The organism is Candidatus Pantoea multigeneris (genome assembly GCF_011752615.1).
GTDB lineage: Bacteria > Pseudomonadota > Gammaproteobacteria > Enterobacterales > Enterobacteriaceae > Pantoea > Pantoea multigeneris.
This window is the reverse complement of record NZ_VWXF01000004.1, coordinates 311,272-330,290: the sequence shown is the minus strand read 5'-3', so window position 1 is coordinate 330,290 and position 19,019 is coordinate 311,272. Positions and strand designations below refer to the sequence as shown.

Sequence of the window (19,019 nt, the reverse complement as noted above, 5' to 3'; positions counted from 1 at the left end):
CTGTTATTCAGCCGGCACAAAAGGTTCGCCCAAAGTGAGCATCAGTCGGTTGGCCCAGGCAAAGAATGCGGTCGACTGCACCAAATCCAGCAGGGCTAACTCGTCCAGGGCCAAATCTCGAAGCGCGCTTATCTGTTGCTGAGTGGCGCGTGGCGGAGTCACCGATAAGGCCGCAGAGAAATCAATAATCGCCTGCCAGCGGGCAGATTGGCCTGCTGATAACACGGCACCCGGCGCGGTTTGTAATAAACGTTCAACGTCGCTGTTCTGTTTGGACAGTTGGCTGGCTTTACGCGCATGAACGGAGGCGCAATAGATGCAGCCGTTCACTTTGCTCACCACCGTAGCCGCCAATTCCCGCTCCGCGCGCGGCAACCCGCCAGCGGTGTAAAAAATGCCTTTATCGGTCAGGGTACGCTGTTCCAGCAGGGGCAGGTTGCGGCCCAGCAGGCGGAAATAGTCCGAATCACTGTGTCCGTTCCGGGCCAGCGTCGCTTGTTCATCAGGTGTAAAGGCAGTCAGGGGTTTTGCCGCTAACCACGGCTCCCAGCCCAGTTCCTTTTGCGTGAAAGCGGTAAGGGCGGTCTTGCCGCTGGCGGTCAGTGGCGCGTTATGCCAGCGTCCGGCGAGCACGGGTTCAGGTGACGTTGTCACCTCCTGGTCCTGCAACAGATGGAGTCCGGCCAGCAGTCGGCTCTGGAAACTCACAAAGGCAACCAACTGCGCCAACGTGACAATGCCGCGTTCGCTCCATCCTGCCAGCGTGAGATGTGCAATGTGCTGTGGTGCTGCTTCCACCGGTTCAAAGGTTAAACGGCGGGCGAACGCTTCCGCCTCTTGAATACGTGGGGTATCGCTCAGCTCACCCGCCAACTGCTCGTAATGGTGCTCCAGCGCCTGTTGCCCATGCCAGCCTGCAACCCGGGTCGCGAACCAGTAACGCTCCGCGAGGGGAAAGTCTTTATCATCCTGGCCAAACAACACGTCATAACTCCCCTGGGCGTGTTCGGTGGCCGCGTTGCGGGTATGTCGGGCGGCGGCAAGCGGGCTTTGTGGGTCAATATCCGCCAGGTTTGCCAGCAAATCTGCGTGATCGGTCATGTCCTTTTCTCCTGTCAGCGTTGCAGTTGCGGCACGATCTGTGCGGCAATCAGTTCAATAGAGCGCAAAATATCCGCGTGTGGCGGATCGATGGAATGTACCTGGAAGGAAATATCAGTGACGCGATCCAGTACGCTATCCTGGGCCAGCGAGGCGTTAACGGTAGCAGCGTCGCCCACATGGGCATCAAACTGACGCAGGTAATCATCCAGCGTATGGCCGTCAACACGGTGGCCCGCTGCACGAAAGTGCTCCGCCTGTTCTGTCAGACCGGGCAGCGCCAGTTCACGCGCACGTGCCAGGTTATCGGCGACAAACACCGTGCGTGAGGCCAGTATGCGTGGCTCAACACCCGCAGGGAGCGCGGCCAGATAGGCGTCTATCATCGGGTTTTGTATCTCTGGTAGCGGTAAATCTGGCCGTTCGGCCGGGCGTGGTTGGGTGCGTGACAGCATCAGCCCGTGACCGGCAGCACCGGCTCGTGCTGCGCCTTCCACCGAAAACGTGGCGATCCACACCCGTTTCGCCAACTGGGGCGCAGGCGGGTAAAGGTGGTTATCAGGGTGAGCAATATCATCGCCCCGCCAGGCCGCCAACAGGGTGTGCAAATGCTGAGCAAACGTCTCTGCACGCTGGTCAATGGTCAGGCCGAAGGGCAGAAATGAGGTGGCTGTTCCACCGGAGCCAAAACCCAGTTCCACTCTTCCACCTGAAAGCAAGTCCAGCACGGCGGCATCTTCCGCGACGCGCAGCGGTGTCTCCAGCGGTAAAGTGATAATCGCGGTGCCGAGGCGAATGCGCTGAGTCTGCGCCGCCACATGGGCGAGAAAGACTAACGGCGACGGCAGTCCCCCTTCGTTTTCATGAAAGTGGTGCTGGGCAATCCAGGCGGTATCAAACCCCAGACGTTCAGCATGTAATATTTGCTCGGTAGCCAGGCGATAGCGCTCTCCGGCGCTGACTTTATCCAGCAGACGAGTGAAAAAACCAAAACGTTTCCGCGTCATGCGGGCTCCTCCATTAACGGCTTGAAATGTGGGATGGCGGCAATCAGCTCGCGGGTATAGGCATGGGCTGGTTGGCTAAAGAGGGTCGTGGTATCCCCCTGTTCAATGACTTCCCCGTGCCGCAACACCGTGACGCTGTCAGCGATATGGCGTACGGTGGCGAGATCGTGCGTGATGAACAGGCAGGTGACGCCGGACTCATCCTGTAACGAGGCGATAAGGCGCAGGATTTGTGCCTGCACGGTGACGTCCAGCGCGGAGGTGGCTTCATCCAATACCAGAATCTCGGGTTGCAGGATCAGTGCCCGTGCAAGGGCTACGCGCTGGCGTTGCCCACCGGAAAGGGCCTGAGGCTTGCGCGCGAGCAATTCGATCGGCAGCGCCACGCGCCGGGTGATCGCTTCCACCTGCTCCCGTCGTTCAGCGCGGCTTAAGCGTGAGAAATTGCGCAGGGGTTCTTCAATGATGTGAAACAGCGTCTGACGCGGGTCCAGCGATGCGTAAGGGTTTTGGTACACCAGTTGAATGCGGCGACGCAGTTGGCGCAGATCCTCACCACGCAGGCTGTGCAGTGGCGTGCCTCCCAGCGTAATGGTCCCGGAATCCGCCTGCTCGAAGCCGAGCAGAATACGTGCCAGAGTGCTTTTTCCGCTGCCGGATTCACCCACCAGGGCGTGTAAACTGCCGCGTTTAACCGCGAAAGAGACCTGGCTCAGCGCCTGCAAATGCTGTTTCCCCCCGAGGGAAAAACGCTTATTCACCGCCTCGACCGTAATCATATTTTGTTCGCTGATGCGACGAGTGGCCGCACGTTCTACTGCGGGCACGGCATCCTGAAGTAACTGGCGTGTATAGGGATTACGCGGGGCGGTGATGACCTCGCGGGTGTTGCCCGCTTCCTGTAACTCCCCATGGCGGAACACCAAAATACGGTCGGCCCGCTCGGCGGCCAGCGCCAGGTCATGGGTGACAAACAGCACGGCAGTGCCGGTTTCCTGGCGCAGTTCATCAATCAGATCCAGAATGTGACGTTGTACGGTCACGTCCAGCGCGCTGGTTGGCTCATCGGCAATGATCAGTTCCGGTTTGCAGGCGAGGGCAATGGCTATCAGGACGCGTTGTTTCATGCCGCCTGAGAGCTGATGCGGGTACTGTGCAACGCGCTGTTCGGGGTAACTCAGGCCGACGCGGCTTAACAGCTCAATCACCCGTTGCTGGCGCTGCTCACGGCTCAGGCGCTGATGCAGTTTCAGCATCTCTTCAACCTGTTCACCCACCGTTTTTACCGGATTCAGTGAGTTGCCTGGATCTTGTGGCACCAGACTGATGCGGCTACCGCGCAGTTGTTGCCATTGACGAGGTGACCAGTGGCTGATGTCGGTGCCGTTCAGGTGAATAGCGCCACGATCGCGGCGGCCATTTTCCGCCAACAGGCCGATGATGGCCTGGGCGGTGGTGGTTTTACCGGAGCCAGATTCTCCCACCAGCGCCACGATTTCACCGGCTTTTAGCTCAAAGCTCACGTCATGCACCACCTGGTGCCAGTGATGATCGCGACGGTAGCTGAGGCTCAGATTTTCAACTTTTAACAGCGGTGTGGTCTGGCTCATCGTGTCGCTCCTGCCAGTTGGCGGCTGATACGGTTAGTGGCTAACACCACAATCACCACCACCAGGCCGGGAAAGGTGGTCAGCCACCATGCGGTAGAGAGATAGTTACGCCCCTCGGCAATCAGCAATCCCCACTCCGGCGTCGGGGGTGGCGTGCCATATCCGAGGAAGCCGAGCGTGGCCAGCGCAAGGATGCTCTGACCAAACTGCAAGGCAGCGTAAGCGATCACCGCAGTGAGTGAATTGGGCAGAATGTGCCGCCACAGGATGCTAAAGAAGGTGCCACCACTGCCCTGTGCTGCCTCAACAAAAGCGCTGTGGCGCAGACGCACCACTTCACCACGTACCAGACGGGCAAAGCTGGCAATGGAGGCGATTCCCACGGCGAGCGCGGCATGTAGCGTGCCGAAGCCAAGAAGAATGAGAAAACTCAGTGACAACAGCAGCGAAGGAATAGCGAGCAGCACATCCACCAGGCGCATGATGAGTGTCTCAATCCGGCCACCCAAACTGCCCGCGATCAGGCCGAGCGCGGTGCCGGGTATCAGCCCCATCAACACCGCCAACAGCGCGGCCGATAACGTATGTGATGCTCCCCAGAGAATACGGGCGTAGAGATCGCGCCCCAGTTGATCGGTTCCCAGCCAGTGGTCACTTTGTGGTGGCAGACGTTGCGCGCCTGCAATCCCCTCGGTGGCGCTGTAGTGGGTGAACCACTGCGGTGCGAATGCCACGATCACCACCAGTACAATCACCGTCCAGGCCAGCCACAGCCCAGGTTGCAGGCGAAGCAGACGTGGCGTGGCCGGTTGCGGTTCATTCGATCGGGCGACAGAGTAATCCACCAGGCTCATCGTGCTTCTCCCGATAGGGTATGTAAACGAGGGTCAAGCAGCGGCATTAGCACATCGACCAGTAAATTAATCAGGACAAAGCCAAGGGCAGAGATCATCACGACCGCCTGTAACACCGCGACATCCTGGTTGTTCACCGCCTGTTGCGTGAGTTGACCAATGCCGCCAAGGCCAAATACGGTTTCGGTAATCAATGCACCGGCAATCAGCTCGCCCAGCAGCAGACCGGCAACCGTCAATGCGGGTAGAAATGCATTGCGCATAACATGACGCCACAAAATGCGGTTTTCACTGGCACCTTTAGCCCGGGCAACGGCCACAAAGGGCAGTGTCTGGACCTCGTCAATGCTGCGCAGAAGGATCTGCGCCAGTGGCGCTGAAATCGGCACTGCCACGGTCAAGACCGGTAAAATTAGCCCCTGTAACGGTGAAGGATTGATCACCGGTACCCAACGTAGCTGAAAGGAGAACAGTTGAATCAACGCGATGCCGAGCCAGAATGTGGGTAGAGATATAAACAGAGCTGGCACCGAGTGCAGCCAACGGCTCAGTGGGCGCAGCCAGCGTTGGTTTGCCAGCGTTGCCAGCAACAATGCCAGCACCACCGCGAGGGCAAATCCTGCTACGGCCAGGCTCAGGGTGTCTGGCAGGTTGCTGGTCAGCTGTTCACTGACCGGGACGCCGGCCTGAATGGAGAAGCCAAAATCCCCGTGCAGCATGGCGAACAGCGTATGGAAATACTGTTGCCACAACGGCGTATCGGCACCGTAAGCGAGACGCATTTCAGCAATCTGCGCCGGGCTCAGCCCAAGGTCAGGGTTCTGAAACTTAATCAGCACCGCATCACCCGGTAATACCTGCAACAGCAGGAAGGAGAGGGTAAAGGCGGCCCATAACACCAACACGCCCTGGCCTACTCTTCGCAGCAGAAAATGCCCCATGACTTACCCTCTCACTCAGTGCTTTTCAAGCCACGCGCCGTAGAACGAAGGGCGGCCAACGGCTTCAAAACTGACGCCTTTAAACCACGGCGCACCGGCGAAGACCTGTGGCTCTTCAAACACCGGAATGACATAAGCCTGATCGATCAGATAGCGCTGTACATCACCCGTAAGCTGTAAGCGTTTGGCCGGATCGACTGCCGCAGAGATATCCACCAGCAACTGGTTGAGTTTGTCGTCACGGAAACTTTTTACCTTGTCGCTGGAGCCGCCTTTTTGCAGCAGCGCATCGCGGTTAGTGGGGTAGAAGCTGCTCTTCACCACATCGGGATCGGCGCGGCCCACTTCGGTGACGTTAAGCGGCGTTTTCAACGGGTCGAGGCTATCCAGAGTGCGGCTACCGGCATCCCCGGCTTTCACGCTTAACGCCACGCCAACCTCACGCCATTGCTGAGCAATCAGTTGCAGCACTTCTTTGTTCTGTGGCTGAGGCAGTGATTCATACACGGTCAGGGCAAGACGTTGACCGTCTTTTACACGAATGCCATCTGGTCCGGGTTTCCAGCCTGCTTCATCAAGCAGTTTCTTTGATAATTGCGGATCAAATTTCAGCTTATCAGCAAGATTGACGTAGCCTGCGGCACTGGCAGCGAGCAAAGAGGTGGCCTGCGGGTAGTTAGGTGAAAACAGCGTCTGCACCACCTGATGCGTATTGGTGGCATGCAGCAATGCCTGGCGCACGCGGATATCGCTGACCAACGGGTTATCCGGGCGGAAACTGATGCTATCGTTGACGCCCCGAGTGGGTGCGGCATAAACAGGGAATTTTTGCGCTTCGGCCTGTTTCTCATCGTAGGCCTGGACCTGACGAATAAAATCAGCCTGGCCCGCCAGCAGCGCGCCGATGCGCACGCTGTCTTCCGGCGTGACAATCACTTTTATACCATCAAGATTGGCCGGGCCTTGCTGAGCAATATTTTTCGGTCCCCAGTGATAGTCCTTGCGTTTCACCAGATCGACTTCACGCCCCAGTTTTTCGTCACTGACCACGAACGGACCCGATCCAATGATATGGCGCGCATCCCCTAACTGGTCAAAACTGCGATCCAGGGTACTAAGCGACACCAGACCTGAACCAATGGTGGCTGTACCTTGCAGGAAGCCCGGTGACGGTTTCTTGAAGAAGAACTTCACCGTCAAAGGATCCACCACTTCGCTGTGGTCGTAGTTGTTGATCACTTCGGACACCGGCAGGTGCTTCTCTTTATTTCCCAGTCCGTAGGTATCAAAGTTTTTAGCCACTGCATTGGCATCCAGTGGTGTGCCGTCTGAAAAGGTAATGCCAGGGCGGATTTTAAAGGTATATTCGGTTTTATCCGTGTTGCTGGTCCAGCTCTCCGCCACCCAGGGTTCGACCTGTAAGGTGTTAGGATTTTGCCAGGTGAGCTTATCGGTGATCTGGTTGAGAATACCGCCGTTAGGATAGAACCCCCCGGCCGGTGGGTAGAGGTTAGTATGTGCCTGCTGTTCCAGGTAAATTAAGGTTCCACCCTGAACCGGCTTATCTGCCGCCAGCGTGCTGAAACTCCCGGCGAGTAATGTAATAGCAAATGCACTTTGTACTGGTGAAAGCGAAAAACGTTTTTTCATCTCGATGCCTTTATTATTAAGTACCTTTAGCGGTCTTAAATCATCATCGAATGTGATACCAAACAGGTGAAGCAACGAATTGAGCTTAGCTTTGCTGCAATAAACAAATAGCAGGCCAGCGACGCTTTTCTCCTTTATTTCATGCTAATTTCGGCACATAACTGCCTGATTGCTGCTGTCTATTGCCAGATTTGTTATTAAGGTGAGGCTGCACCAACGACTGGCTTTCAATCATATAAGATTTTCTTTATAATAATGCTCCATTTGGACAAAAAAAGGACACGGACGTGGGCGTCATTCTTCTGTTAGCACTTCTCGCATGTATCCCGGCAGCCATCGCTAAGCTCAAAGGTCACTCGTTTATTGCATGGTGGTTTTATGGGGTCTTTCTGCTGGTGGTTGCGTTGATTCACTCACTGTTTTTACGTAAGAAGCCGAAAAATCCAGAGCCGGTTCCCGTGGACATGCGCGGCAAGGTGAACTGAGCCAACACCGATCTGCCTTACGGTAGCGATGGTGTACATCATCGCTACCTTCACCGTTGGTTATGCCAGTTTTTCTTATCTGTTCTCTGTGGCTTAATAAGAATAGCGCAAGCCATAAGCCAGCTTTTTCATATCTTTTCAGCAGGGAAACTATCAGGCTCTGTTAAAACAGCCGGTTATCTTCCTAAATTCATTTTGCTTAATAGATATATCAGAATCCCCTAACCAAATGACTTTATGTTGTTTTACGAAATATCTTTCAGGTTTCAGACTTAGCGACAACTGCTTATATAAGGAATTGACGCATGTCCTATCGACTGAGTCTGTTAGATAAATCGCCGCTGGCGGCGGGAGAGACTGCCAGCCAGGCACTGCAACGTACACTTCATCTGGCGCAGCAGGCAGAAGCCTGGGGTTATCACCGTTTCTGGGTCGCTGAACACCATAATACCGATCAACTTGCCGGTCCTTCCCCCGAAGTCCTGATTGCGTGGATCATCGCGCAGACCCAGCACATTCGTGTTGGCTCCGGCGGTGTGATGTTGCAGCACTACAGCCCGTATAAAGTCGCGGAAAATTTCAATCTTCTGGCTTCATTAGCGCCGGGGCGTATCGATCTCGGCGTAGGCAAAGCGCCCGGCGGTCTGCCACTCTCCACCCGTGCTTTACAGCAAGGGGTGCATGCTGACGAACGTGGTGACTTTGCGGCGCAGCTGGAACAGCTCAACCTTTATTTACAGACTGCGCCACCGCGAGATGAGCATGAAGACAGCCTGCGTGCCACGCCACAGCCGCCGCGCCCGGCGAATCGCTTCCTGTTAGGGGCCAGCGAGCAAAGTGCTCGCACCGCAGCCGATCATGGCTGGCATCTGGTGTTTGCTGCGCACCTGAATGGTGACCGCACCCTGTTGGAAAATACCCTGAATACCTACCACCAGTTAAGTGGTAAACGCGCGCTGGTGGCGGTGCAGGTCGTGGTGGCCGAATCTCCGGCAGAAGCGGATTTGCTGGTGGATGGATTGCGCCATTTCCACGTCAAGGTGGCCGGAGGGCAAGGGGTGAACGTGGGCAGCATTGAACAGGCGGAACGTTATGTACGCCAGGGGGGATTCACCGACTACGTCATCGAGCCGCGTACCCCTTCATTGTTAAAAGGCACAGCGGCGCAGGTGCATGCTCAGCTGGAAGCCCTGCACAACAATTTTGGCATTGATGAATTTGTTATTGATACCCCGATCAGCGATCCGTTAGCGCGTGAGAAATCGTTGCAATTACTGGCGACGCATCACTTAGTCGCAGCCTGAACTTTTCCGCCCGGAGGTAACGATGAGTGACACCCTAGCGACACAGTTAATCAACTGGCGCAGAGAATTGCATACCTGGCCTGAAATTTCATGCAAGGAAGTCGCCACGACGGAGCGCATTCGTAGCTGGCTACAACAGGCGGATATCCGACTGCTGGATTATGCGATAGAGACCGGCGTGGTAGCAGAAATTGGCCACGGCGAACCGCTTATCGCGCTGCGGGCTGATATCGACGCACTGCCGATCCATGAAGCCACTGGCCTTAAATTTCACTCCCGGAATCCGGGTGTCATGCATGCTTGCGGGCATGATGTGCACAGCGCAGTGATGCTGGGTGCAGCATTGCAACTGAAAGACATTGAGTCACAGTTGCCGGGCCGGGTGCGGATCCTGTTCCAACCGGGAGAGGAGAACTGCACCGGGGCTAAGCAGTTCTTACGCGCGGGTGTGCTGGACGGCGTGCAGGCCATTTTCGGCATGCATAATGAACCGGGTTTACCGCAGGGGGTGTTCGCCACGCGCGGCGGGGCGTTTTACGCTAACGCGGACAAATTCATTATTCGCGTCACTGGTAAAGGCGCTCACGCGGCATATCCGGAAGAGGGTGTCGACGCCATTCTGGTGGCCAGCCAGATCATTCAGGCACTGCAGGCATTGACCAGCCGCAGCTTTAACACGCTGGATAGCCTGGTCTTAAGCATTACCCGTATCGACGGGGGTAAAACCTGGAATGTCTTGCCCGGCGGCGTCGAATTTGGCGGCACCGCCCGGACTCACGATCTGGAAGTGCGTGCGCAACTGGAACGTCGCGCTCGTCAGGTAGTTGAAAATATCGCGGCGGCGGCAGGGGCCAGCGCCGAGCTGAGCTGGCATCCGGGGCCGCCTGTTTTAGTAAATGATCCGGTCTGGGCTGACTTTAGCACCCAGGTGGCGAGAGAACAGGGCTACGAGACACGTACCGCCGACTTACATCTGGGGGGGGAGGACTTTGCCTTCTATTTACAGCAAGTGCCCGGCGCTTTTGTCAGTATCGGCAGCGCCAGTGAGTTTGGTCTGCACCATGCGGCATTTAACCCCGATGAAGCCGCTATCGCACCCGCTGCGCATTACTTCAGCGCACTTGCACAACAGGCATTAGAGCATCTGCATGCCCGATGTCCCGCAACTTCCCTGAATTAATGATTTTGCTGCTGTGCCAACAGGTGCAGCAGAACCTCCCTTTATTAATGAGAACATTATGGCAAACCGACAGTTAAGAATTGGCACCATTTTGCATGGTGCATCAGGCAATATGTCCGCATGGCGACATCCTGCGGCCGTCGTAGACGCGAGCATTAACCTGAAGTATGCCACCAGCGTGGCGCGCAAGGCAGAACAGGGCAAACTGGATTTTCTGTTTGTGGCTGATGGCCTGTTTATTAATGAGAAATCGATTCCGCATTTTCTTAATCGCTTCGAGCCACTGACGCTGCTCTCCACGTTGGCCGCAGTCACCGAACACATTGGCCTGGTGGGAACCGTTTCCACCTCTTACAGCGAACCTTTTACGGTGGCGCGACAGTTTGCCAGCCTCGATCATCTCAGCGGGGGCCGCGCAGGCTGGAACGTGGTGACATCACCTCTGGAAGGCTCGGCCAAAAACTTCTCACGTGCGCAACATCCGGAACATGCTTTGCGCTATCGCATTGCCGATGAATATTTGCAGGTCGTAAAAGGCTTGTGGGATTCCTGGGAGGAAGATGCCTTTATCCGTAATAAGGAGAGCGGTCAGTTCTTTGACGCCAGCAAATTACACACGCTCGATCACCACGGTGATTTTTTCCAGGTGCAGGGACCGCTGAACATTGGCCGTACACCGCAGGGCCGTCCGATTGTGTTCCAGGCGGGGGCTTCCGTCGATGGACGTAAACTGGCTGCACGCCATGCCGATGCGATCTTCACTCATCAACCGACGCTGGAAGAGGCGCAGGCGTTCTATCGTGATGTTAAACAGCAACTGGTGGCAAACGGACGCAAGCCGGATGATCTGCACATCTTCCAGGGCGTCAGCGTCATCGTCGGGAAAGATGCTGAAGATGTTGAACAGCAGTACCAGACGACTGCCTCGCTGGTGTCGATCAAGGATGCGCTGAACTATCTGGGACGCTTCTTTGATCACCATGATTTTTCTCAATATCCCCTTGATGCGCCATTCCCGGACATTGGCGACATTGGCCAGAACAGCTTCCGCAGCACCACGGATGAAATTAAAGAGAAAGCACGGAAATACGGGCATACCTTGCGTCAGGCTGCACTGGAAGCTGCCACGGAGCGGCCGAAATTCTTTGGCACGCCAGAGGAAGTTGCGGATGGCCTGCAACGCTGGTTTGAAGCCGAAGCCACAGACGGCTTCATCATCCACGGCGGAACGCCAGATACCTTTGAACGCTTTGTCGATCAGGTGATCCCGGTGCTGCAAGCGCGCGGTCTGTTCCGCAGTGAATATCCTGGTGTCACTCTGCGTGACAGCCTGGGTTTATCTCAACCTGTTAATCAGTTCTCTCAATAATAAGAGTCGAAAAAAATGAAAAAAACCCTGCTTGCTCTGCTGTTAGCCCTGACAACCAGCACAGCCTTTGCCGCCGGCACGGAAGTCGCTGTTAACGGTAAGGATATCAGTCTCGAGGCGAACAAGACGCCAATTGATACCAGCAAAAATCCACAGGCGATCGCACAGATCCCTGCCGGACATAAATTCATTGTGCCGGGTGAGTTCACCGTCGCGATCACTGCGCAGAACTCGCCACCGCTAGCGGTGTTTGCGGACGATAACAAGACCTTGTTGGGCAGTGAGGTTGATATTGCGCGTCTTGTTGCGGACAGCCTTGGCCTGAAGCTGAATATCGTCCCGGTTTCCTGGGAAGACTGGCCGCTGGGCGTGGCGTCTGGCAAGTATGATGCGGCGATCACCAATGTGACCGTCACGAAAGAGCGTAAAGAGAAGTTCGACTTCGCAACCTACCGTAAAGACCTGCTGGGCTTCTACGTGAAAGATGGCAGCAGCATTAAGTCAATTAACAAAGCGGCGGACATTGCCGGACTGCGCATTATTGTGGGTTCCGGCACCAACCAGGAAGCCGTCTTACTGGCGTGGGATAAAGAGAACCGCGCGAAAGGCCTGAAACCCTTTACTCCGGTTTACCTGAAAGACAGTGCAGCCGAGAACCTGTCACTGCTATCGGGGCGCGCGGATGCCTGGTTAGGACCGAACGTGATGGGTGCATGGCGTGCCGCGCAGAACCATCAAACCCGTCTGGTGGGGAATATTGACGGTGGCTGGCCTCAGGTGGCGCAAATTGCCGTCACCCTGAAGAAAGGCAATGGCCTGGTTGAGCCGGTGGCGACCGCACTAAACGGTGTGATTCAAAACGGCGATTACAAGAAAGTGCTGAATCGCTGGGGGGAAAGTGTTGAAGCGCTGGACCGTTCAGAAATCAACCCACCAGGATTAGGTGACTAAGGATATCGCCATGAGCCAGCAATTTTTCCGTGATGTTTCTCCCGAAGATGCCGAGTTACAACCGATTCTGACCGGTCTGTTTGGTGAATATGCGACGCGTTATGGTGATTTTTTCCGTAATCAACCGGAGGTGGTGGAACTGACGGAATGGTATTTACCGCCACAGGGACTGTTCATTGTGCTGGAGCGCGACGGTGAGATTATCGCGATGGGGGCTTACAAACCCTACGATGAAAATACTGCGGAGCTTAAGCGCATCTGGACCCGCAGTGACCTGCGTCGACAGGGGCTGGCAGCGCAGATTCTGCATGAGCTGGAGAGGCGGGCATTGCTGGCGGGGTATCAGCGTATTTTCCTTACTACCGGTTTTCGTCAGCCTGAAGCAGTACGCCTGTATATCAGTTATGGCTACCAACCGCAGTTTGATACCACAGGGGATATGGAACGTTATGGCCAGCCCCCGCATGACGGGCGACTGCGTTTTTTAAAAACGATCGGGGCTGAGTCGGTCGCACAGGCCAGTATAAGGAGCAACAATGAAGTCACATCCTCAACTTAAGGTGATCCCGGCGCGCTACCCGGGACGCACTATCGGGGCGCTGGTCGCCCTGTTTATTCTGGCGGGGGTGATCCAGTCGGTCGCCCTCAACCCACGCTGGGAGTGGCGGGTTTTCGCCCGCTGGTTCTTTGATCCGGCGATCATTCACGGTCTCGGCCAAACGCTGTTACTGACGCTACTAGGCACGGTGTTTAGCCTGATATTGGGGGGAGTGCTGGCACTGGCGCGTCTTTCCTCTTCCTGGCTGTTAAGCAGTATCGCCTGGGGATATATCTGGTTATTCCGGTCGCTACCGCTGATTGTGGTGCTGATCATTCTGTATAACTTCTCTTACCTCTATGACACCTTGTCGCTGGGAATTCCGTTTACCCCGTTGAGCTGGGGGAATTTCCAGACCATTAATGTGCTGGGACAGTTCTCTTCGGCGGTGATTGGTCTGACGCTGGTTCAAGCCGCGTACAGTGCCGAAATCATTCGTGGCGGTCTGCTGGGCGTAGACAACGGCCAGTATGAAGCAGCGGCGGCCCTGGGACTTTCGGCCTCACGTCGTACGTTGCGGATTATTTTGCCGCAGGCGTTACGAGCGATTATCCCGACGGCTTTTAATGAAGTGATTGGTCTCGCCAAAGGCACTGCCATGGTTTACGTGCTGGCGATGCCTGAACTGTTTTACACCATTCAGATGATCTACAACCGTAATCAGGAAGTGATCCCACTGCTGATGGTGGGGGCGGTGTGGTATCTGATCATCACCACGGTACTGTCCATTCTGCAATACCGGGTTGAGCGTTTACTGGCTCGCAGTGTGGATCGCCAACGGCCCCCTTCACGCTGGCGCTTATGGCGTAGCCCTGTGACCCCGATTGCAACTTCAGAGGAGACTGGTCATGTCCGAGGCCATTGATTATCGCCAGCAAACCGTGGCGGAAGCGCGCGGTGCAATCAGTATTACTAACGTCAGCAAATCTTTTGGCCGCCACAAAGCGCTGGATGATGTTTCGCTGGAGTTAGAACCGGGTTCTGTCACCGTGATCCTTGGCCCGTCTGGCTCGGGAAAATCCACGCTGCTGCGTACCCTGAATCATCTTGAACGTGTTGATCAGGGCTTTATTCAGATTGATGGTGACTACATTGGCTATCAGCAGCGCGGCGATAAGCTCTACGAGCTGAAAGAGAAAGATATCCTGCGCCAGCGCGTCAACGTGGGTTATGTGTTCCAGAACTTTAATCTGTTCCCGCATTTAACGGTGCTGGAAAACCTGATTGAGGCGCCGATTGCCCATCGCAAGCTGTCGAAGCAAGACGCAATAGCCCGTGCGGCGGAATTGCTGGATGTGGTAGGGCTGCGCCACAAAGCTGATGCCTGGCCGCGCCATCTCTCCGGCGGCCAGCAGCAGCGTATCGCCATCGCCCGTGCGTTGATGCTAAAACCGCGCGTACTGCTGTTTGATGAACCCACCTCTGCCCTCGATCCCGAACTGGTGGGCGAAGTGCTGGACGTCATCAAAAAGCTGGCGCGATCGGGCACCACGCTGGTGGTGGTGACACATGAAATCGGCTTTGCCCGTGAAGTCGCGGACAAAGTGGTATTTATGGTCGATGGTAAGATTGTGGAGCAGGGGAGCAGCCAGCAGGTGCTGAGTAATCCCCGCCACGAACGCACCCGGCGCTTCCTCGCCCGCGTGCTGTAAGTTTCCCTCCGGGTGGTCACTGCCACCCGTACTTCTCTCCCTCTTTAGTCGTCTTTTCCCCTGTTAGATGGTGTGGGGTTCAGTGCGCGATACAAATTTATGCAACAAAGTCAGGGATATGTGCTGTTGATCTCACTTTAGTCAGTTAAAAAATCCTCATGATTGAATTCTCTCATTGATATCTGCATTATGCGCGCCATGTGATTATCATATGTGATGATCACTATGGGTGATCAATGGAAAAGGAGAGAAGGGATGAGCAGTAGAAATGACATTATTGATGGGCTTGATGCTGCAAATGCAGATTATGGTCTAGTTTATACCGAGGTTTTGGGATGGATTGACTTAGGACATGCAAGGGGAAACGATATTCGACATTTAATGCAGAGAATCAACGCTGGCGAAGAAGCTGCTGGTCCAAACTACGAGATTACCTATTCCCAAGGAATGGCAAGTAAACGTATTACTCTTGAAGCGGGTAAATTTATCACCTGGCGTATCAGAAAAGGGCGGACTTATCAGGAAAGGCAGAGTATTGCCTTAGCGATGATGATGACTCTAGCTCGCCGCTTTGAAGCCTACCAACAACAATTTCCATTCTATATGGTTACTGACAGCGGATTTAGTGGAGAAGATTTAGTCTCAGATCTGTTGGGCTTTTATAGAGTCATGCGACTTCGAAACCCTTTTCCGTTTCTACGCCCGGTAAGCAAGCAGGAAGCATTGAAGCGATGGGACTATTATGGTCCAATTGGTTCTTTTAAGAACCGAGACTTTTTGCCGTTACTATTCCCTGATCCAGAAAAATTTCGCAACGCACAACCCCGAAAAGGTGTATTACCTGAGTTTATGAAAACAATTCAGCCATACAGGGATTTCAAATCAGGCAATGTGCTTGTTAGTGTAGATGATGGCCACTACTTGAAACGCTTCCAGCCATCTTCAAAATCCAGTGATCAAGATAGCCTTGATGAAATGGATCTCACTAATGAGAAAGGTTAATTGAATGCGTCTTACGAAGAAGATATTCACTTTTGCGCTATTGAGCATACTTATTATGTTCGCAGGTTGGCTAGCCTTCGTATGGCCGACGCTGAAGGTAGAGTTAGAGGGGAGTATGGTTTATCGTCAAAGTGACTTTCGCGAATACTATCTTCTTACACCCGATCTGCTCAAAGAAATGCCACGCATATCTGATGATTACTTTTTCGCTTTTGCAAATGTGTCAGGTCAGGTGACTTTTATTTCAACAGTGACATTTGAAAATACCACGGTCACCAGTGATATTAAAAAGTATCTTCGTTCCAGAGGCTGGGTAGAACAAAAAACCTGTCATCTTGAGGCTAAATGCTGGCAGAAGAATGGTGATAGAGAGGTTTTGTCTGTAGTCACCAATACCAGGGAAAACTATGTGCGGGTACAAATTGCAGATAGTCCAAACCTGGATGTGTATTACGCAAAAAATCCTAAATGACAAAAGAATGTTGCAGTGATAAATATGATGAGAATCAGACCAGCCCGAACAACGATTAATACATTGTTTATCACTGCTATTTTGCTTTTTTCTATCTGGCTGGCATTTGCATGGCCAACGCTAAGAGTGACTTTTGACGGAAGTCTATATTATAAAGAAAGCGATTTTCGCGAGTATTATATAATGACGCCTGATCTGTATAAAAACATGCCGCGTATCTCAAAAGAGTATGATTTTTATTTTAATAATATCTCTGGCCCTGCAGTTTTAATTTGGGGTGTCAGGTATCTACGATACTGATGACGCAAAGCCGATTGAAGATTATCTGACAAGTCAGGGATGGTGCTTACAGTCGTACTGCGATGTTGAAGCCGATTGCTGGAAAAAAGAAGGCATGAGCGAAGTGCTGTCAGTGATTAAACCTAGACCTGGCTGGGAAAAAAAAGTGGAACTGCAAATGGAGCTTGGTCCCTGGAATAAAATTTTTCAGACACCCACTTGTCCGTAATTTTTCCGAACATCAGCCGGATCTTCAATACATTCGGCCGATGGTGCAGGCCAACGAACACAACGAATAGACACCCAAACCTTCATATTCATCGCACGCCAACGCCCTGGCAAAAAAAATGTATCTTTCGCGCCAGTTCTGCCAGGGTGTAAGGGTGACTCACTCAACATAACGTACATTTCCAGGATGAAGATGAAAATACGTTTCCTTTCCGCCAACGAACAGAAGCTCGATGAAGTTCGCACCATTCTTGGCCCTGTGGGGGTTGACGTGGTGCCGGTTGCGCGGCGTATCGAAGAGATCCAGACGGAGAATGAGCTGGATTTGGTGCGGGATAAGCTGACAAAAGCCTTTGCTATTATTGGCCGCCCCGTGTTTGTTGAACACAGTGGTATCTATCTGGACGGATTGAACGGTCTACCCGCTGGGTTGACGCGCATCTTCTGGAGCCGACTGAATCCAGAACGCTTTGCCGCACTGGTCAAAGGACTGGATAGCCAACAGGCTACGGCGAAAACAGTTATCGGTTACTGCGACGGACGAAAAATGTACCTCTTCTCCGGTGAGGTACGCGGTACTATCGCCACGGAACCTGCGGGATCGCGGGAATTTCAATGGGACTGCGTATTTATTCCTGAAGGGGAAACGCAAACGTTCGCTGAGATGGGGGAGCGTAAAAACCAGATCTCGATGCGCCGTAAAGCACTGGATCGCTTCGCTCACTTTCTGAAAAACACCCGGGGTGTGATATGAAACCCGAACTTAAACGTGCTTACGATGCCGGAAAGCTGATTCTTTTTGCCGGGGCAGGGATTTCACGTAATCTCGGCCTGCCAGAGTGGCATGAATTGATCGCCCACCTCGCCAATGAGTTGGGCTATGATCCCAAAATCTTCAATACTTACGGCACGCACTTATCGCTGGCGGAGTATTACAAACAGAAAAAAGGGTCATTAGGCCCGTTGCGTAGCTGGATGGATCGGGAATGGCATCGACCCGATATTGATGTCCGCACCTCTGAAATTCATACCATGATCACTCAGGCCAATTTCTCCCGCATCTATACCACCAACTATGACCGCTGGCTGGAAGCGGCCCATGATGCGCATGGGGTTCCCTACAGCAAAGTGGCTAATGCCGCAGACCTGGTGGCGCTGACCGAAGACAAGCGTCACATCATTAAATTACACGGCGACTTCGATGACGATACGTCAATTGTACTGGATGAAAGCAGCTACTTTGAACGGCTCTACTTTGACTCCCCGTTGGATATCAAACTCACACACGATGTGATCGGCAGTTCGGTACTGTTTGTGGGCTACAGCATCAGTGACTTCAATATCCGTCTGCTGTTTTATCGCCTGACTAAGATGTGGAATCGCACCGGACTGGCCACAGCGCGCCCACGCTCCTATCTGTTTACTAACCGGCATAATCCGGTCGCTAAAGAAGTGCTTGGCCAGTGGGGGATTGAAATGATTGTTTCGGAAGAGGACAATCCGCGCAAAGCGTTGGCTGATTTCCTCACTGAACTGATTTCATGAGTGAAATCAGCTATTTCTGACAATTACTGTCAATTTTTCCTGGACAGTGTCAACACATGCTGTACACTGTATATAAACACAGTGATGGAGAGATAAAATGGCTGTTGAAACCAAATTTGTTGTGGTCAGAAAGGGTGAAGAGAAAATGACGTTTGCCAGTAAGAAAGAGGCGGATGCCTACGACAAAATGCTGGATATGGCTGAAGCATTTACCGACTGGTTCCTGCAGCAGCAACCAGAACTGGAAGAATCACAGGCTGAGACGTTGGGCCTGTTACTGGCGGAGCAGAAAGAGGTGGTGCAGCATATCCTGCGTACCAGCAAACTGCCAGAAGCGGTAGAAGCGGATGCAGAACTGTCTGAACAAGACGAGAATGAAACGGTACGTGATATCAAAGCGGCCTGATTGACGACTTAATGGCTTCCCCCCATGCGCGGCTGTATCAGCTGGCATGGGGGTATTTCATTTTTGAATGCTTAACCATGTGCTTCTTTCAAACTGACGAAATAGAGCGATGCAGTACCAGAGATAATATGCTGTTCGTCGTGCCCTGGTTTATGTTTCTCTACATCCGTGATGTGATAACCCGCCGCCCCTGCGGCCAGTGCTTTCTGTACGAAAGCATCATTCAACTCTTCCATTGAGGTTGCCCAACTCACTTTGGTCACACCGCTCGCCTGCAATGAGGCGATTTCCTGCTGAGTAAGATCCGCGCGAATTAACACTGGGTTGATAGTCTGTGGTGAAAAAATAGACATGATGTCATGGACAAGTTCTTTCATGATGTGAC

Annotated in this window: 21 protein-coding genes; 14 read left to right on the top strand and 7 right to left on the bottom strand. The window is 53.6% G+C overall.

From position 1 onward, the window contains the following. Positions 1-3: 3 nt before the first annotated feature. From F3J40_RS12350 to F3J40_RS12325, 6 genes are read right to left on the bottom strand one after another with little or no spacing between them, the layout of a single operon-like run. Positions 4-1,101: an alkylhydroperoxidase domain protein gene (locus F3J40_RS12350; protein WP_167015010.1), complete on the bottom strand. Its 1,098-nt coding sequence runs from the start codon at positions 1,099-1,101 to the stop codon at positions 4-6. Positions 1,102-1,115: 14 nt separating this feature from the next. Beyond that, positions 1,116-2,108 carry a putative FMN-dependent luciferase-like monooxygenase gene (locus F3J40_RS12345; RefSeq protein ID WP_167015008.1) on the bottom strand — a complete coding sequence of 331 codons (993 nt, stop codon included), beginning with the start codon at positions 2,106-2,108 and terminating at the stop codon, positions 1,116-1,118. Beyond that, complete coding sequence (locus F3J40_RS12340; RefSeq protein ID WP_167015006.1) at positions 2,105-3,718, bottom strand: dipeptide ABC transporter ATP-binding protein; 1,614 nt, start codon at positions 3,716-3,718, stop codon at positions 2,105-2,107. The genes F3J40_RS12345 and F3J40_RS12340 overlap by 4 nt, the downstream gene beginning before the upstream one ends. Further along, a complete protein-coding gene (locus tag F3J40_RS12335; protein WP_167015004.1) occupies positions 3,715-4,572 on the bottom strand; it encodes an ABC transporter permease in 858 nt (285 codons plus the stop codon). Before F3J40_RS12335 ends, F3J40_RS12340 begins: the two co-directional genes overlap by 4 nt. Then, positions 4,569-5,513: an ABC transporter permease gene (locus tag F3J40_RS12330; RefSeq protein WP_167015002.1), complete on the bottom strand. Its 945-nt coding sequence runs from the start codon at positions 5,511-5,513 to the stop codon at positions 4,569-4,571. The genes F3J40_RS12335 and F3J40_RS12330 overlap by 4 nt, the downstream gene beginning before the upstream one ends. Positions 5,514-5,528: 15 nt before the next feature. After that, entirely contained in the window at positions 5,529-7,163 is a 1,635-nt protein-coding gene (locus F3J40_RS12325; RefSeq protein ID WP_167015000.1) for a TIGR04028 family ABC transporter substrate-binding protein, read from the bottom strand. 287 nt (positions 7,164-7,450) lie between these two features. Between F3J40_RS12325 and F3J40_RS12320 the strand changes: the two genes are divergently transcribed. The 14 genes from F3J40_RS12320 (at position 7,451) to F3J40_RS12255 (ending at position 18,634) form a co-directional block, all read left to right on the top strand. Beyond that, positions 7,451-7,648, top strand: coding sequence for a hypothetical protein (locus F3J40_RS12320; protein WP_167014998.1), 198 nt, complete (start codon positions 7,451-7,453; stop codon positions 7,646-7,648). Between the two features lie 305 nt (positions 7,649-7,953). Then, the gene (locus tag F3J40_RS12315; protein WP_167014997.1) at positions 7,954-8,952 is read left to right on the top strand and encodes an MsnO8 family LLM class oxidoreductase; all 999 of its coding nucleotides are present in this window, start codon (positions 7,954-7,956) and stop codon (positions 8,950-8,952) included. Between the two features lie 22 nt (positions 8,953-8,974). After that, positions 8,975-10,132 carry an amidohydrolase gene (locus F3J40_RS12310; protein WP_167014995.1) on the top strand — a complete coding sequence of 386 codons (1,158 nt, stop codon included), beginning with the start codon at positions 8,975-8,977 and terminating at the stop codon, positions 10,130-10,132. Between the two features lie 58 nt (positions 10,133-10,190). Then, positions 10,191-11,501 carry an LLM class flavin-dependent oxidoreductase gene (locus F3J40_RS12305; protein ID WP_205297329.1) on the top strand — a complete coding sequence of 437 codons (1,311 nt, stop codon included), beginning with the start codon at positions 10,191-10,193 and terminating at the stop codon, positions 11,499-11,501. Positions 11,502-11,516: 15 nt separating this feature from the next. Beyond that, positions 11,517-12,452, top strand: coding sequence for an ABC transporter substrate-binding protein (locus F3J40_RS12300; protein ID WP_167014993.1), 936 nt, complete (start codon positions 11,517-11,519; stop codon positions 12,450-12,452). Between the two features lie 10 nt (positions 12,453-12,462). After that, entirely contained in the window at positions 12,463-13,011 is a 549-nt protein-coding gene (locus F3J40_RS12295; RefSeq protein WP_167014991.1) for a GNAT family N-acetyltransferase, read from the top strand. Then, positions 12,989-13,915: an amino acid ABC transporter permease gene (locus tag F3J40_RS12290; protein WP_167014989.1), complete on the top strand. Its 927-nt coding sequence runs from the start codon at positions 12,989-12,991 to the stop codon at positions 13,913-13,915. Before F3J40_RS12295 ends, F3J40_RS12290 begins: the two co-directional genes overlap by 23 nt. Beyond that, on the top strand, positions 13,899-14,702 hold the full coding sequence (locus F3J40_RS12285; protein WP_167014987.1) for an amino acid ABC transporter ATP-binding protein: 804 nt from the start codon (positions 13,899-13,901) through the stop codon (positions 14,700-14,702). Before F3J40_RS12290 ends, F3J40_RS12285 begins: the two co-directional genes overlap by 17 nt. Positions 14,703-14,957: 255 nt before the next feature. Continuing rightward, entirely contained in the window at positions 14,958-15,704 is a 747-nt protein-coding gene (locus F3J40_RS12280; protein WP_167014985.1) for a DUF4056 domain-containing protein, read from the top strand. A 4-nt stretch (positions 15,705-15,708) separates the two neighbouring features. Beyond that, positions 15,709-16,176 carry a hypothetical protein gene (locus F3J40_RS12275; protein ID WP_167014984.1) on the top strand — a complete coding sequence of 156 codons (468 nt, stop codon included), beginning with the start codon at positions 15,709-15,711 and terminating at the stop codon, positions 16,174-16,176. Positions 16,177-16,453: 277 nt separating this feature from the next. After that, a complete protein-coding gene (locus F3J40_RS12270; RefSeq protein ID WP_167014982.1) occupies positions 16,454-16,684 on the top strand; it encodes a hypothetical protein in 231 nt (76 codons plus the stop codon). A gap of 192 nt (positions 16,685-16,876) precedes the next feature. Beyond that, the gene (locus tag F3J40_RS12265; protein ID WP_017346724.1) at positions 16,877-17,437 is read left to right on the top strand and encodes a non-canonical purine NTP pyrophosphatase; all 561 of its coding nucleotides are present in this window, start codon (positions 16,877-16,879) and stop codon (positions 17,435-17,437) included. After that, a complete protein-coding gene (locus F3J40_RS12260; protein ID WP_017346725.1) occupies positions 17,434-18,228 on the top strand; it encodes an SIR2 family protein in 795 nt (264 codons plus the stop codon). The genes F3J40_RS12265 and F3J40_RS12260 overlap by 4 nt, the downstream gene beginning before the upstream one ends. A gap of 97 nt (positions 18,229-18,325) precedes the next feature. Next, positions 18,326-18,634: a YebG family protein gene (locus F3J40_RS12255; protein ID WP_167014980.1), complete on the top strand. Its 309-nt coding sequence runs from the start codon at positions 18,326-18,328 to the stop codon at positions 18,632-18,634. A gap of 71 nt (positions 18,635-18,705) precedes the next feature. Here F3J40_RS12255 and F3J40_RS12250 read toward each other — a convergent pair whose 3' ends face one another. After that, complete coding sequence (locus F3J40_RS12250) at positions 18,706-19,011, bottom strand: YdgH/BhsA/McbA family protein (protein ID WP_167014978.1); 306 nt, start codon at positions 19,009-19,011, stop codon at positions 18,706-18,708. Positions 19,012-19,019: the final 8 nt, after the last annotated feature.